This window comes from Hoeflea algicola, assembly GCF_026619415.1.
GTDB lineage: Bacteria > Pseudomonadota > Alphaproteobacteria > Rhizobiales > Rhizobiaceae > Hoeflea > Hoeflea algicola.
The window spans coordinates 1,730,849-1,745,979 of record NZ_JAOVZR010000001.1 but is presented as its reverse complement, the minus strand read 5'-3'; the positions used below and the strand labels follow the sequence as shown (position 1 = coordinate 1,745,979).

Below are 15,131 nucleotides of genomic sequence, written 5' to 3'. Positions count from 1 at the left end.
CAGCCGTTTGAGATGTACCCGGACCCTGCTAAGGATGAACCGAGAGAACTTGGCGGAACGGGATTTTCATGCGTCTTAACCGGTTGATCGTGTTCATGCTGGCCGCATTGCTGATGGCGGCTGGTGGCGTGCGTGCCCAGACGTCCAGTTCGGAATCCGCCCCGGTGACAATCTCGAACCCGGTCTCAGCGGCTCCTGAGGTCCAGGCCTCGGCAGCAGTTGTGGCCGCCCAGGAGAAACTGGCCGCCTCTGAAAAACAAGTGGCCAAGCTCAAGGCTCAGCTTGAGGAAAGTGCCACCGACGACAGCCAGTTGGTAGATCTCAAGGTCACCGCCGAAGCTTTGGCGCGGTCGATGCTGGAAATCGGTGTAAGTCTGCGGCCGCGTATTACAGAGATAAAGGCACGCATCGACCAACTTGGCGCGGCGCCGGCAGAGGGCGAACCGGCAGAACCCGAGGTGATTGTCGCGGAACGGGCGCGGCTGGCTGAAGAGCGGGCGGAAATCAACGCGCTGACCGGACGGGCCGAGACTGTGTCGTTGCAGGCCAACGAAATCGGCGATCAGATTGCCGGTGCGCGCCGTGACCTGTTTGCCAATACCCTGTTCAAGCGCACAGAAATCACCCCCACCCTGATTGCCGATGCCTTCAGCGCGACTGGCAATGAATGGAGCCAATTGTCCCGCACCTACGGGTCGTGGGCGACGTTCGTCTGGAAGTTCAAACGCCAGGCCCTGCTGGGAAGTATATTCTTCTCGCTTCTGGCCGCGCTGGTGCTGATCGCCGGCGCTTATCGGCTGTTCGGCGGGCTGATCATCCGCGATGCCGACAACGAGGACCCGCCCTATACCAGCCGATTATCTGTGGCGTTCTGGTCCATCATCATTCCCACCATGGCGATGACGCTGCTGGCGGCGCTGGTGTTTGCGCTGATGAATAGTTTTGCGATTCTGCGCGCCGACGTGACGCCGGTGATCCAGAGCCTGATTGCGATGATGCTCGGGGTCTATTTCATCAGCAAGCTGGCGCGGGCCATTCTGGCGCCGAAAATGCCGGCCTGGCGGTTGGTCAACGTATCGAATGGCGGCGCGCGGGTGCTTTTCCCGCTGGTTGTGGCCATGGCGGTCATCAATGGGCTTGATTATGTCGAAGACGTGATGAGCAATTCATTGGGTTCACCAGTGGTGCTGACGGTGATGAAAGGCTTCATCTCCGTGTTCATGATGGCGTTGGTGCTCATTGCCATGGCGCTGGTCAAGCCGATGGTGCCCAAGACCTCCGGCGATCCATCCGAGCCGGGCCAGCCCTGGCCTCGAATTATTTCGAGAACGCTGCTGGTTGCTGGCATCGGGCTGATGGTGACAGCGCTGCTGGGCTATGTCGGCCTGGCGCGCTTTGCCGCGACGCAGATCGTCGTGACCGGCGGAATACTGACGACCATGTATATCGGCTATCTGTCCGGTCAGGCGGTTTCAGAAGCCGGTTCGTTTGCCAATACCACGGTGGGGCGCTGGCTGCAGGCGCGGTATAAACTCAGCCTGATGGCACTGGATCAATGCGGGCTGGGCGCCGGCTTGCTGATCAACCTGCTGGTGCTGCTGATGGGGGTTCCGCTGATCCTTCTGCAGTGGGGGTTCCAGATCCAGGACATTGAAATCTGGTTCTACCGGCTGATGACCGACATCCGCATCGGCGGCATCACGATTTCGCTGGTCGGCATTCTGTTCGGTGTCGTCATGTTCGTGCTTGGGCTGATAGCCACGCGCTGGTTCCAACGCTGGCTCGATGGCAGCGTGATGGCGCGCGGGCGGATGGACACCGGGGTGCGCAACTCTATCAAGACCGGGATCGGCTATCTCGGCGTTGCGGTGGCCGCGCTGATCGGCATATCGGTGGCGGGGATCGATCTGTCTAGCCTTGCGCTGGTTGCCGGTGCGCTGTCGCTCGGAATTGGTTTCGGGTTACAGAATATCGTCAGCAATTTTGTCTCCGGGCTGATCCTGCTGGCCGAGCGGCCGTTCAAGGTCGGAGACTGGGTGGTAACCGGATCGACAGAAGGATTTGTCAAGAAAATATCGGTCCGTGCCACCGAGATCGAGACCTTCAGCCGGCAGTCGATCATCGTGCCGAATTCGGAACTGATCAATGCGCCGGTGGGCAACTGGACCCACCGAAACAAGCTGGGTCGCGTCGATGTGCCGGTGGGGGTGAGCTATGACGCCGATCCGCGTCGGGTGATCGAGATTCTGTCTGAAATTGCACGCGGGCACGAGTTGGTGCTCAACAATCCCGAGCCATCGGTGCATTTCGTCAATTTTGGCGACTCGTCGCTGGATTTCGAACTCAAGGCGCATGTCGCAGATGTGCTTGATGGGTTGTCTGTCCGCACCGAGTTGCGGCTGCGCATTTTCGAACGGCTGAAGGCGGAGAACATTGAAATCCCGTTCCCGCAACGCGATCTCAACATAAAACTGGGCGAGGGCGGCGAAACGCTGACGACGCTGGTGGCCGACCTTTCGGATGGTGACGCAGCAACGGATGATCCATCGGCCAAGAACAAGGCTTCGGTGTCCAAGCCAAGTGCGCACACGCTGCGCAAACGCCGGGCGGCGCTCAAGGCGGGGCAGGATTCGATGGAAGAGGATTCCGGCGAGGGCGACCGGTAGGCCGCCCGCGTTCAGATTGCATTCAGTTTCGCAATGCTAGTACTCAGTTCAACACGGGCGCACATGTCGTCCAGTACGTTTTAACCAGGAGCGGCGGCAAAACCGCCGGAGACCGATGAAAACAGCAATTCTTGTCGTGGGCCTGAGCCTGGCGATGATTGGCGGCGCGGCAGCTGCCACGATCACCAACAAGGACAGCAATTCCCATGTTTTGACCGTGACCGAAGGCAGCAACCAGTCTGACATGGTGGTTGAAGCCGGCGCGACCGTCAATTTCTGCCCGGCCGGCTGCTTTGTCACCATGCCGTCAGGCGACCGCGAAACCCTGTCGGGTTCGGAAAATGTTGAAATCATCAACGGCGGCGCTGTGATCAAGTAATCGATTGGATCGAGAAAATTGCGGGCCGGTCATCCTCGGGATTGACCGGCCCGCTGCGTTTTCAATTGCATGGCCTGACTTCTGCAGTCATTTATCTGCGATGGAAAAGATACTCGTTTCTGCGTGCCTGCTGGGTAGCCCGGTGCGTTACAATGGATCCGACCGGCTGGTCGACCACCCCCTGATGGCGCTCTGGCGCGAACAGGGCCGCATCGTACAGCTTTGTCCGGAAGTCGCCGCCGGTTTTCCAACACCTCGTCCGCCGGCGGAAATCGAACCCGGCCTGATGGCTGATGACGTGCTTGTCGACAAGGCCCGGATTTTCGACCAAACTGGTGCCGATGTGACAAGCCCGTTCCGGCTGGGGGCGGAGATCGCGCTGGAGACCGCACTCTCGCAAGGGTGCCGGTTTGCCCTTCTGACCGATGGAAGTCCGTCTTGTGGCACCTCGTTTGTCTATAGCGGACATTTTGACGGGGTCGCGCGTGAAGGCGCCGGGGTGGTCGCCGCGCTGCTTTCGCAAAACGGTATTACCGTGTTTTCTGAAAACCAGATCGGACAGCTGGCCGAGGCGCTCGACAATCCGTCCTGACAGGCCCTGCGGATGTTGCGGGATTGCAAAACCTGCCTCGCGGACTCTGGCTCCCGCGCCACTGGTCGTGCAGCATGGAGATAATGTCGTAGACAGGCTCTGGTTTTGTGGCGACAGATCATAAATTCTGCTTCAAGCGCAATCAGGGTAGAAGACAATGGCAGGGTTTCCGGAGAAGGCGAAAGTAGTCATCATTGGCGTGGGCGGCATTGTTGGCGCCTCCATCGCGCATCATCTCATCGAGCGCGGCTGGGACGACATTGTCGGTATCGACAAGTCCGGCGTGCCCACCGATATCGGTTCGACGGCCCATGCATCCGACTTTTGCTACACCACGTCCCATGACTATCTGTCTGTCTGGACGACGCAGTACTCGATCGATTTCTTCGAGAAGATGGGCCACTACGCCCGCATCGGCGGTCTGGAAATCGTGCGCGCCGGCGACGATGCATGGATGGAAGAAATCAAGCGCAAGATTTCCTCCGGAAAGGCCTTTGGCACCCGTGCCAGCTTTATCGGTCCCGCCGAGGTGAAAGAAAAATTCCCGCTGGTTGAAGAAGAGATGGTGGCCGGAGCCTTGTGGGATCCGGACGCCGGGCTTGTCATCCCGCGCTCTCAGACCGTCGCGGGCAAGCTCGTCGATGCAGCCGAGAAGACCGGCAAGCTGAACGTGTTCGCCAACACTCCCGCTCAGTCGCTGGTCGTTGAAGGTGGCCGCATCAAGGGCGTCGTCACCCATCGCGGCACCATCATGGCCGATCATGTCGTCGTCTGCGCCGGCATCTGGGGACGCCTGATCGCTGAAATGGTCGGCGAGGATCTGCCGGTCATGCCGGTTGATCATCCACTGACCTTTTTCGGGCCGTACACCGAGTTTGAAGGCACCGGAAAGGATATCGGCTGGCCGCTGATGCGCGACCAGGGCAATTCGGCCTATATGCGCGACACCGGCGACCCAAAAACCGCCGAGGGGGGCAGATCGAGTGGGGTTACTACGAGACCGACAATCCGCGCCTGTGCCATCCCCGCGACATTCTGGAAAAGAACGAGGCGCGGCTGTCTCCGTCGCAACGTGACCTCGACATGGAACAGATCATCGATCCGCTCGAGCGCGCCATGGAGCTGACGCCTATTCTCGGCGAACTCGGCTACAATGAAAGCCACTCCTTCAACGGCCTGCTGCAAGTGTCCGCCGCCGGTGGCGCTTCCTGCGGCGAAAGCCAGAAGGTGCGCGGGCTATGGTATTGCGTCGCCATCTGGGTCAAGGACGCACCCGGCTACGGCAAGCTGATCGCCGACTGGATGACCGATGGCCGCACCGAGATCGACCACAACTCGATCGATTACGCACGTTTCTACCCGCATCAGATGACCGAGGAATTCATCGAAAACCGCTGCTATGAGGCGGCGCAGAAGATCTATTTCCCGGCCATCCATCCGCGCGAGCCCTATGCCAAGAGCCGTGGCGTCAAGCGCTCGCCCTTTCACGAACGCGAGGTCGAACTCGGCGGCCATTTCATGGAACTGGGAGGCTGGGAGCGGGCGCATGGCTATGCGTCCAACGCTCATCTGCTTGAGAAGTTCGGCGACCGGGTGCCGGTTCGTGAAAACGAGTGGGACAACCGTCACTTCTGGCGTGTTTCAAATGCCGAGCATCTGCAACTGTCCGAAGACTGCGGCATCATCAACCTGTCGCACTTCCACATGGTCGACATCGAAGGGCCGGATCACGTTGCGCTGATGGAGTGGTTGTGTGCGGCCAAGATCGGTGGCGACAACAATATCGGCAAGGGCATCTACACTCACTTCCTCGATGACGAGGGCATGGTGCGGGCCGATTTCACGGTTATCCGCATGGCTGACCGCTGTCGCCTGATCAACGGAGCCGACGCCGGTCCGCGCGATTTCCACTACATGCGCCGCATGGCCGAAGACAAGGGTTATGACGTCACCATCACCGATGTCACCGAGGCCTACACGACCATCGGCATCTGGGGCCCTAATGCTCGCGAGACACTGAAGAAAGTCGTTGCCGACCCAGCCGGTCTTGATGTTGAAAACTTTGCCTTTGCTGCGATCAAGCCGATAGAGATCGCCGGCAAGACGGTGTCAGCCTTCCGGCTCTCCTATGTCGGCGAGCAGGGGTGGGAATTGCACATGAAGTTCGAGGACGGGCTCGCTGTCTGGGATGCGCTGCGGTCAACCGGTGTCACTCCGGTCGGTGTCGAGACCTATGCAAACTCGCGCCGTATGGAAAAGAGCCTGCGGTTGCAGAACGCCGATCTTCTGACCCAGTATAACCTGATCGAAGCTGATCTGGCTCGTCCCAAGGTCAAGGAAGCCGATTTCCGCGGCAAGGCCAAGCACCTTGAATACAAGGCGCGTGAGCATCAGCCGGCCATGTTGTGCACATTGGTGATGATCGACAATGTCGACGCCAAGGGCGTCGCCCGCTATCCAGTGGGCGCCATGCCGGTGATCGACCCGGAGACGGGCAAGACGCTTGTCGATGAATTGGGCCGTATTTCCTACACTACTTCGGTTGCCTATGGTCCCACCATCGGCAAGAACATCGCGCTCGCCTATCTGCCCTGGGAGTACTGCCAGGTAGGTCGCGAACTCAATGTCGAGTATTTCAGCGAGACCTATCCGGTTGAAGTGGCGGCTGTCGGCTACAAGCCGCTTTACGATCCGGAGAACCTCAAGCCGCGGAGCTGATCCCGGCATACCATCCGAAAGGCTGCTTCGCTCCACCTGAGCGGGCGGCTGCGGACGGCGAGAATTTTGTCGATCCGGACAACACAGCGCGCGGGGCGCGGATTGTCTGCCATCAGCGCCTTGGGGCACCTGGAAATCTGGTTCAGCGTTGCCTCGCGTCATGCTAATATGCGTCATGGCTGGATGGCTCAAGTGCTTGATGGTGATGGCTGGATTGTTGCCAGCCACATCGGTAGTGCGGGCGCAAGAACCGGTGGATGTTGCGCTGGTTCTGGCGATCGATGTATCGCGCTCGATGTCGCCGGAGGAACTGGCGATTCAACGCGATGGCTATGCTGCGGCGCTCAAGCATCCCGATGTGGTGCGTGCCATCGCGCAAGGCGCTTATGGCCGGATCGCGATCACCATGTTCGAATGGGCCGGCGACACCTCCATCCGGGATGTTTTTGACTGGACGTTGGTGAAAAGTAGACAGGACGCCGACAGGGTGGCGGACGTAATTTCGCGGTCGCGACCGGTGGGGCAGCGCCGGACCTCGATCTCAGGAGCGCTTGCCCATGCGGTAGCCCGGTTTGACGCGGCGCCGTTTGAAAGCCTGCGCAAGGTAATCGATGTATCCGGCGACGGGCCGAACAATCAGGGCGGACCGGTTCTGGCGGCGCGGGCGGCTGCGCTTGAAAGGCAAGTCGTCATCAATGGATTGCCGCTGATGACCGATAGTGGAGCAGGTCGTGGCTTCAACATTGACGATCTGGACCGCTATTATGCCCAATGTGTCATTGGGGGGCCGGGAAGTTTTCTGGTGCCGGTCACGGATTGGCAGCAATTTCCCGAAACGATCCGCCGCAAGCTCATCCTCGAAATTGGTGGCAACGTGCCGCGAGAGGAGCCAACAGTGCTTCCCACAGCGGCGTCTGCGCCGCAGCGGTCGAATAATCCAATTGAAACCTATGATTGCCTGATTGGCGAAAAAATTTGGGAGCAACGGCAATGGGTGTTTGACGATCGTTAGCCCGGTGGAGGCTGCGACCGTGTGCCTCAGATATTTCGACGCTCCGGCACCAAGCTCCCAAAATTGTTAACGAATTAGAAAACGCGGCGTTGCATATTTGAGCCATTGCAAGTTTATTTTCCGGATTTTTGACAGTGCCTTTCAGAAAACCAAACAGCCGTTCGGCGCCTCTTGGTGTTTTCGAGGATCTGGAGATCCTGCTGGTTGAAGATTCCCGCACCTATATCGCCGCCCTGAAGCAGCGACTTGCGGGTGAATACGGGATGAGGGTCACCAGTTGCAGCACGCTTGAGATCCTGCATTCGGTGCTGGAGGAAGCACCGGAACGATTTGCACTTGCGTTGATTGATCTCAATCTTCCCGGCGCGCCGGCGGGCGAGGCACTTGATTTGCTGCTATCGAAGAATATTCCGGCAATCGTGTTTACGGCAACATTCTCCGATCTAAAACGTAAGCAAGTACTCACCAAACACGTCGCCGATTACGTTCTCAAGGACGGCAAGGACGCGATCGAGAACCTGGTCAAGGCGGCCATCCGCATACTCTCCAACCGCGGCGCCCACGTCCTGGTTGTCGACGATTCCATGACCATGCGAGAAATGCTCAGCGAGCAATTGCTGCGGCAGCTTTACCGGGTGACCGCGGTTGCCAGCGGCGAAGCTGCGCTCGAGGCGCTGGAAGAGGACGATGATTTCGACCTTGCCGTCATCAACTACCTGATGCCGGAGATGAACGGATTGACGCTGGTCGAACAGATCCGCCAGCGTCGGGATTTTGACCAATTGCGGATTATCGGCATGTCTTCACTGGAAGACCGATCGCTGACCGCGCGGTTTCTCCGTGCCGGCGCCAACGACTTTCTGCACCAGCCGCTGGGCATTGAGGAGTTCCGATGGCGGGTGGCGCAGAACATCCAGACCACCAATCAAGTCCGGCAATTGCGCGAACTGGCTGCGCGGGACTATCTCACCGGCTTGTACAACCGGCGATATTTCTTTGACTATGGGCCACGCCGGATCGCTCTGGCGCGCAAACACAATCAAGCCCAGTCGCTGGCGATTGTCGATATCGATCATTTCAAACGGCTAAACGACACTTATGGCCATGAGATTGGCGATGTGGCGCTCAAGTCGGTCGCCGGGCAATTGGCGGATATGTGTGGCAACGAGCAGTTGCTGGCCCGTTTGGGTGGAGAAGAATTCGGCCTCCTGATTTCCGGGCGGAATTTTGCCGAGGCGCGCGAATTCTGCGAAAGGCTCCGGTCTTCAATCGAACAGATGCCGATCACTACCGCCGATGGCGAGCTCAGTGTAACGATTTCCATCGGTCTTGCAGAGATCGCCCCGGAAGAGATGTTCGACAACTACCTCAATGCCGCTGACCAGTTTCTCTACATGGCCAAACATGCCGGCCGAAATTGCGTGTTCTCGGAAACCGATATCGGCGGCAAGGCCGTCGCCTGAGCGGAGGCCATCAAGGCGATGGCTCCGGCTTTGCCTGACATATGAGTCTCGGCGAAGCGTTCGAATTCAGCAGTCAGAAGGTCGTGTTACTTACGCCGCCGACAGATACTGCTTGCGGTCGGCGCGTTCCTGCTGCGGTGAGCGATCGTAGAGTTCGCGGTAGCATTTGGAAAAATGCGATGCAGAGACAAAGCCGCAAGCGACGGCGACCTCCACCACCGGCATTGGCGACTGGATCAGCAGGTGGCGGGCCCGGTCAAGACGGATCTCCAGATAGTAGCGCGCGGGTGAACGGCCCATCTCCTGGCGAAACAGTCGCTCGATCTGGCGCCGTGACAAGCCGGCGTCGTCGGCGATCTCGATCAGCGAAAGCGGTTCGGAGAGATTGGCTTCCATCAGTTCGATGATCGACAGCACCTTGGCGTTCTGAACGCCGAGACGTGCGCGCAGCGGCAGCCGCTGTCGGTCATGGGCGTTGCGGACCCGGTCGGTGAGCGCCATTTCGCAGATGCGGTTGACCAGCGTGTCGTCATGGTCCTCACCGATTAGCCGAAGCATCATGTCGAGCGCTGCGGTGCCGCCGGCGCAGGTATGGATGGCGCCGTCGATCTCATAGAGATCGGCGAACACATTGGCCTTGGGGAAGGCTTCGGCAAAGCCGGGCAGGTTCTCCCAGTGGATGGCGCACCGCCGACCGGAAAGCAGGCCGGCCATGGCCAAAATGTGGGCGCCGGTACACAGGCCGCCAATGGCGACGCCGCGGTTGTGTTCCTCGCGCAGCCAGGCCAACACCGACTTGTTGTTGAACCGTTCGACATTGGTTCCCGAGCAAACGAAGGCCATGGTCGGCCGGTTCTCGCCCGACAGATTGCGCCGCTCGTCTTCCAGCGATGTGTTGACCGCAACTTCTACCTGACTGGAGGCTTTGACCGGGGCTCCGTCATGGGAGGTCAGGCGCCATGCATAGCACTCATAGCCCAACATCCTGTTGGCCAGCCGTAACGGCTCGACCGCCATCGCAAAGGCGATCAAGGAGAAATCGGGAACCAGAAAAAAGACGAAAGAACGCTTGTGTGTAGTTTGTGGGGGCATGCCCAAATCCCTTTGCGCGCCCACGAAAGGCCGATGTCGCAATCAGGCCACAAAATTTGTGACTTGTCACTGCCGGAACGCGAATATTTCGGCTTATGACATCGGCCACACAAGCTTTACACAAGCGGGCATCCGGGGATCTTGCTGATCCTGCTGTCGGGAGCATATTGCCGCGCAGATGCGCGCCAGCCAATGTCCTTCTGCAGTTCCAGCGGAAGCGCGTAGAGCTGACGCTCCATTGCTCTGCGGTTGCGTTCGGCGCGCCATTGACGAGCCAGTCGGGCAATACTGGATAGTTCAAACATCGTCTTGTCTCCTTGCTCGGTGTTGACCAGCCTGGCTGGATTGACAACATCATCACGCTATTGCAATGTTCAATCAAACGAAATGAATTGAGCTAAACGATCAACAGAATTGAATGATATGAACGCACCTCTCAATCATCCGCTGTTAATGCTGGACCCCGATGTCTTGCGCAGCTTTGTTGCAATTGCCGAAACCGGCAGCTTTACCGCCGCAGCCGCGCGGATCTACCGCACGCCATCGGCGGTTTCCATGCAGATCAAGCGTCTGGAAGAGCAACTGGGCGTCTCCGTGTTCCTACGCGACGCGCGCAATGTCTCGCTGACCCATGATGGCGAGATTTTGCTTGGCTATGCGCGGCGGCTGATTGCGCTCAACCGCGAAACGATCTCGCGTTTCGTTTCCCCCGATGTCTCCGGGGTGGTGCGGATCGGATCACCATCAGATTACGGCGAGGCGGTGCTGCCGGGCGTGCTCAAATTGTTTGCCCAGTCGCATCCCTCCGTGACCGTCGACGTGGTGATCGACGAGTCCGCCAATTTGACCAAGCGCTTTGCATCGGGACATCTCGACATCGCGTTGGTCAGTTGTGCCCGGGATTCACTCGAAGAGGGAGATGAGGTGGTGATGACAGACGACATCGTCTGGGTTGGCGCCAAGGGTGGGCAAGCGCACCTGCTTGATCCATTGCCGGTATCGATGTGGGAAGACGGCTGCATCTGGCGTGAGAAGGCGCTGGCGGCGCTTGATCGGGTGGGCCGGACCTATCGGGTGGCGTTCATGACCTCGCATTCCGCCGGACAGCGGGCGGCAATCCTGTCGGACCTGGCGATCGCACCGATGGGGCGGAGCTTCATTGGCTCCGACCTGCAGATCCTGGATGAATGCTGCGGCATTCCGGCGCCGGGTGCCTATCAATTGCTGCTGAAGGTTGCCGCCAACCCGTCAGCGCCGGTCTGTGCCGTCAGCGATCATTTCCGGGCCGGGTTCGAGCGTTTCAGCCAGACCGGTTCGTTCAATGCCTGAGGCTGGTCACGCCGGACTCGAGGCTTTTGCTTGCGCCCTGCGACGCTTGCCCATAGCGAGATGGACGAGGATGGCGCAGCCATAACAACCGATCAGGAACAACGGTAGGGCCAGCGGTGCGCCGGAGGCGAGGATGGCGAGAACGATCGGGGTGCCGATGCTGTTGCCGAGATTGCCGGTCTGGGCGAGACCGCCATTGCCGAGAACCCGATCGGTAAGCGACGGGTTGAGTTGCGGGACGGCGGCGAAACTAGCGCCCTGAACCAGGCCGAGAGCCGTAAACAAGGCGATGAACAACCAGGGCCCCGGACCGAAGAGGGCGAATACCAGCATCAGCAGGATGGCGAGCGCGAAGCCGCTGATGATCACGGTGACCGCCGGCAAGTAGCGCAACAACCAGGAGCCAAACGTGATCGAGGACAGGATGCTGGCAAGCGGCATGGTAGCAGCCACCAGCGCACGGTGTTGGGGGTCGACCAAAGTCGGCGCAATTGCCATCAGGGCCACGAATGTCAGTGTGTAAAACAACCAGCCAAGTGCCGGTGCTGCAATAAAAGGCGAGGAATAGGCCTTCAGATGCTGCTGCGCGACATCAGTGAGCGATGGCCATGATGCGGGGATGCCGTGATCATGCGAGGGCAGCGCCCAGGCCAGCAGCATCGCGCAGGCGGCCATGTAGAGTGCGTGTGCGGCAGACAGCCCGCCCAGGCCGAAGGCGGTTATCGCCGGCTGCGCAGCAACGGCCATAATCGCAAAAGCGACGCCGAAGAAGGTACCCCACAGGGTCAGAGCAGCGCCCTGATGCCGGTCGGCGGCAAACTGAGCGATCAGGGTTGGCGCGGAAACGATGATGGCCAGATGCGACAGCCCTTCAAGCAGACGGCTCGCCAGCATCCACCCGAAAGGCGGAAGCGTGGCCTGGAAAATTGAAACCGCCACGCCAAGGATCAATCCGATCAGCAGCAACCGCCTGAGGCCGATCTGGATCGCGATGATGCCGGTCACCAGCCCCAGCACCATGCCCATGAAGGATATCAGCGAGACAAGATAGCCCGACGCCGCGCCGGTTTCGCCGTAATGGGCCTGAAGCTCCGGAAAGATGACCACGACCTTGGCAAACTGGGCCGCCGCGCCCAGACCGGCGGCCCAGAGCGCGAACACGAAAAACAGCGGTGATCTGAACAGGCTGGCCATCGCTCAGCCGTAGCGGCAACGTCGATTCGGGTAAAGCCAGATGGCGTTTAGACTACCAGCCCCGGACCAGGACGCGCTGAGTCGCATACAACTGGCGCGGTGCGTCTAGCCCAGATTGGTCCGGCCCCGGGGTCAGGTGGAACCGGTGTTGCAACAGACGTCGCCCTGCTGGACCGGAGGGCAGGCAACGGTTCCATAGGAACAGAATACGCAGCAGTCTCCGGGCTTGGGTTTGAGGAGCGCGCCGCAGGATTTGCAGTCATAAAACCACTGGCAGGCGTCGATTGGCATGGTCTCGGTCTCGGCATGGCCGCATTCGGGGCAGGTGAGAGTGGACTGGAGCTGGGTCATGCAGCATTGCGCCTCCAGAGCGCGTAGATCGTCAACAAAATGAAACCAGCAAGCACCGGCAACAAAACCAGGTCGAGATAACCCACCACCGAAGCCAGCCCCAGGATGCCGAATAAAATCACGAGTACCGGCGTGAAACAGCACAGGGCTGCCAGCACAGTGCCAAAAATGCCCAACCGAAGTAGTCCTTTGTCCGACATGTGGATCCTCCTGAGCGCAAGACTAACGCGCGCAGCGAGGATACTCACTTCACATCTTCGCGAGCGGTACAGGGGGCTCGAATCGCGAGCCCCACCGGTCAGCCGCGGCGGCGGCCACCGCGGCGCCTGGCGACGCCCGGTTCGATGCCGTCAGCGGCGTCTGTGTCCACCGAACGCACCGGCAGTTGCACCTCTTGGGCCAAGCGCGGGAAGGCGTCGACCTTGTTGGGGAAGGCCATGGCATTGACGAAATGCTTCTGGAAATCTGATTCCAGAGCGGTCTCGATCTTCTCGATGCGGGTGACGGTGTGCTCGATCTCGCGGCGATGGGTGCGGTTGAGGAGCGCCATGCGCGCACCGGTGCCTGCGGCGTTGCCGACGGCCTTGACCTTGGCGATTTCGCAATCAGGCACTAAGCCCAACACCAGCGCATATTTCGGATCAATGAAGGAGCCGAAGGCGCCGGCAAGGCCGATGTTGTCAACAGTGGTAATGCTGAGCTTGTCCATCAGCAGCTTGATGCCGGCGTAGAGCGCAGCTTTGCCGAGCTGGATGGCGCGAACGTCGTTCTGCGACACCATCAGCTTCGGTTCGCCATCCTTGAGCAGATAGGAGTATGTTCGCCCGCTCAGAACGATGCGCGGATTTGTCGCCGCCAACTCGCCATTGATGACGCCGTCCTCTGAGACGATGCCGGTGAGGTACATCTCCGCGATGATCTCGATGATGCCGGAGCCGCAGACGCCGGTGACGCCAACTTTCTTGGCTTGCTCATCAAAACCGGGCTCATCGGACCAGGGTTCGATGCCGATGACGCGGTATTTCGGCTCGAGCGTGACGGGATCGATGCGAACGCGTTCGATGGCGCCGGGGGCAGCGCGCTGGCCGCAGGAAATTTCCGCCCCTTCAAACGCCGGGCCGGTGGGCGAGGATGCGGCAACGGTGCGCGCCTTATTGCCAAGCACGATCTCGGCATTGGTGCCGACATCGACCAGCAGCATCATCTCGTCCTGGCGGTGGGGGCCTTCGGTCAGCGTTGCCGCTGCGGCGTCGGCACCAACATGGCCGGCGATGCAGGGCAGCATGTAGACCCGTGCTCCGGGATTGACCTCGATATCGAGCTCGCACGCCCTGACATTGACCGGGCCGGACACCGCAAGCGCAAACGGTGCGCCGCCTAGTTCGGTCGGGTCGATGCCCAAAAACAGGTGGTGCATGATCGGGTTGCCGACAAACACCGTGTCAAGGATGTCGGTGCGTTCGATTCCACCTTCTTTGCAGACCTTTCCGATCAGTTCGTTGAGTGCCTCACGCACCGCCTTGGTCATGCCCTCACGACCTTCGGGGTTCATCATCACGTAGGAGACGCGGCTCATCAGATCCTCGCCGAAGCGGATCTGTGGATTGGAGGTTCCTGCCGAGGCCAGCGTGCGTCCCGACAGGAGAGAGGATAGATGCATGGCGATGGTGGTCGAGCCAATATCGCAGGCAATCCCGTAGGCCTCGTTCTTGAGGCCGGGATAAAGTGCAACCAGGATGGCTGGTCCGCCTTCGAAGGGTTCATGGATGGCGGCGGTCACCTTCCAGTCGCCCTTGCGCAGAATTTTCTGCACCTGAGCGTAGAGATATGCGTCGATCTGGAGATTGCTGAAGCCCCAGTCGTTCTTGATTTGTACCAGCATCCGGTCGAGATCGCCGAGCGGTTTGTGCATGTCAGGCTCATCGACTTCGACGTAGCACATATGCACAGCCGGATTGCGCTCGATAACCCGTCCGTCGGAATCCTTGCGCACGACCTGGGCGTTGACCACGGTATCCTGCGGGATGTCGACAACGAGATCACCGAGGACCTTTGCCGTGCAGGAAAGCCGGCGTCCGGCCTTCAGGTCGCGTTTTTCAGCGTAACGGATTTCATTGCCGCCGAAGGGGCTGATGTGCTCATTGGACGAGGTGATGCCGTGCTTGGCAAACACCCCCTCCTGCACTTCAACCTGACAGCGACCGCAGATACCGCGTCCGCCGCAGACACTTTCCACATGAACGCCCAATTGGCGCGCCGCTTCGAGCACCGGTGTATCAGTGGGAAAGCGGCCACGCTTTCCCGATGGCATAAACAGGACTAGGTGGTCGGTCAT

Annotated in this window: 12 protein-coding genes and 1 pseudogene; 7 read left to right on the top strand and 6 right to left on the bottom strand. The window is 59.7% G+C overall.

Going from position 1 to position 15,131, the window contains the following annotated elements; all coding sequences use genetic code 11:
• Positions 1-68 precede the first annotated feature (68 nt).
• From OEG84_RS08575 to OEG84_RS08550, 6 genes and pseudogenes are all read left to right on the top strand, one after another.
• Positions 69-2,666, top strand: a complete 2,598-nt coding sequence (locus OEG84_RS08575) for a mechanosensitive ion channel family protein (protein WP_267653365.1) — start codon at positions 69-71, stop codon at positions 2,664-2,666.
• A gap of 115 nt (positions 2,667-2,781) precedes the next feature.
• Positions 2,782-3,045 (top strand): hypothetical protein, encoded by a 264-nt coding sequence (locus tag OEG84_RS08570; protein WP_267653364.1) that lies wholly within the window; start codon positions 2,782-2,784, stop codon positions 3,043-3,045.
• Between the two features lie 100 nt (positions 3,046-3,145).
• On the top strand, positions 3,146-3,637 hold the full coding sequence (locus OEG84_RS08565) for a 2-thiouracil desulfurase family protein (protein WP_267653363.1): 492 nt from the start codon (positions 3,146-3,148) through the stop codon (positions 3,635-3,637).
• 157 nt (positions 3,638-3,794) lie between these two features.
• Positions 3,795-6,355 (top strand): annotated as a pseudogene (locus OEG84_RS08560) (GcvT family protein).
• Between the two features lie 175 nt (positions 6,356-6,530).
• Entirely contained in the window at positions 6,531-7,367 is an 837-nt protein-coding gene (locus OEG84_RS08555; RefSeq protein WP_267653362.1) for a DUF1194 domain-containing protein, read from the top strand.
• 134 nt (positions 7,368-7,501) lie between these two features.
• Positions 7,502-8,830: a GGDEF domain-containing response regulator gene (locus OEG84_RS08550; RefSeq protein WP_267653361.1), complete on the top strand. Its 1,329-nt coding sequence runs from the start codon at positions 7,502-7,504 to the stop codon at positions 8,828-8,830.
• Between the two features lie 90 nt (positions 8,831-8,920).
• On the opposite strand, the gene OEG84_RS08545 is transcribed toward OEG84_RS08550, so the two are convergent.
• Positions 8,921-9,922, bottom strand: coding sequence for a GlxA family transcriptional regulator (locus OEG84_RS08545; protein ID WP_267653360.1), 1,002 nt, complete (start codon positions 9,920-9,922; stop codon positions 8,921-8,923).
• A 116-nt stretch (positions 9,923-10,038) separates the two neighbouring features.
• The gene (locus OEG84_RS08540) at positions 10,039-10,227 is read right to left on the bottom strand and encodes a hypothetical protein (protein ID WP_267653358.1); all 189 of its coding nucleotides are present in this window, start codon (positions 10,225-10,227) and stop codon (positions 10,039-10,041) included.
• A 118-nt stretch (positions 10,228-10,345) separates the two neighbouring features.
• Here OEG84_RS08540 and OEG84_RS08535 point away from each other — a divergent pair, with 118 nt between their 5' ends.
• Complete coding sequence (locus OEG84_RS08535) at positions 10,346-11,251, top strand: LysR family transcriptional regulator (RefSeq protein WP_267653357.1); 906 nt, start codon at positions 10,346-10,348, stop codon at positions 11,249-11,251.
• A gap of 6 nt (positions 11,252-11,257) precedes the next feature.
• On the opposite strand, the gene OEG84_RS08530 is transcribed toward OEG84_RS08535, so the two are convergent.
• From OEG84_RS08530 to OEG84_RS08515, 4 genes are all read right to left on the bottom strand, one after another.
• Positions 11,258-12,445, bottom strand: coding sequence for an MFS transporter (locus OEG84_RS08530; RefSeq protein ID WP_267653356.1), 1,188 nt, complete (start codon positions 12,443-12,445; stop codon positions 11,258-11,260).
• 132 nt (positions 12,446-12,577) lie between these two features.
• On the bottom strand, positions 12,578-12,796 hold the full coding sequence (locus tag OEG84_RS08525; RefSeq protein WP_267653355.1) for a GDCCVxC domain-containing (seleno)protein: 219 nt from the start codon (positions 12,794-12,796) through the stop codon (positions 12,578-12,580).
• On the bottom strand, positions 12,793-12,996 hold the full coding sequence (gene merF / locus OEG84_RS08520) for a mercury resistance system transport protein MerF (RefSeq protein WP_267653354.1): 204 nt from the start codon (positions 12,994-12,996) through the stop codon (positions 12,793-12,795). The genes OEG84_RS08525 and merF overlap by 4 nt, the downstream gene beginning before the upstream one ends.
• Positions 12,997-13,094: 98 nt before the next feature.
• A complete protein-coding gene (locus OEG84_RS08515; RefSeq protein WP_267653353.1) occupies positions 13,095-15,131 on the bottom strand; it encodes an ASKHA domain-containing protein in 2,037 nt (678 codons plus the stop codon).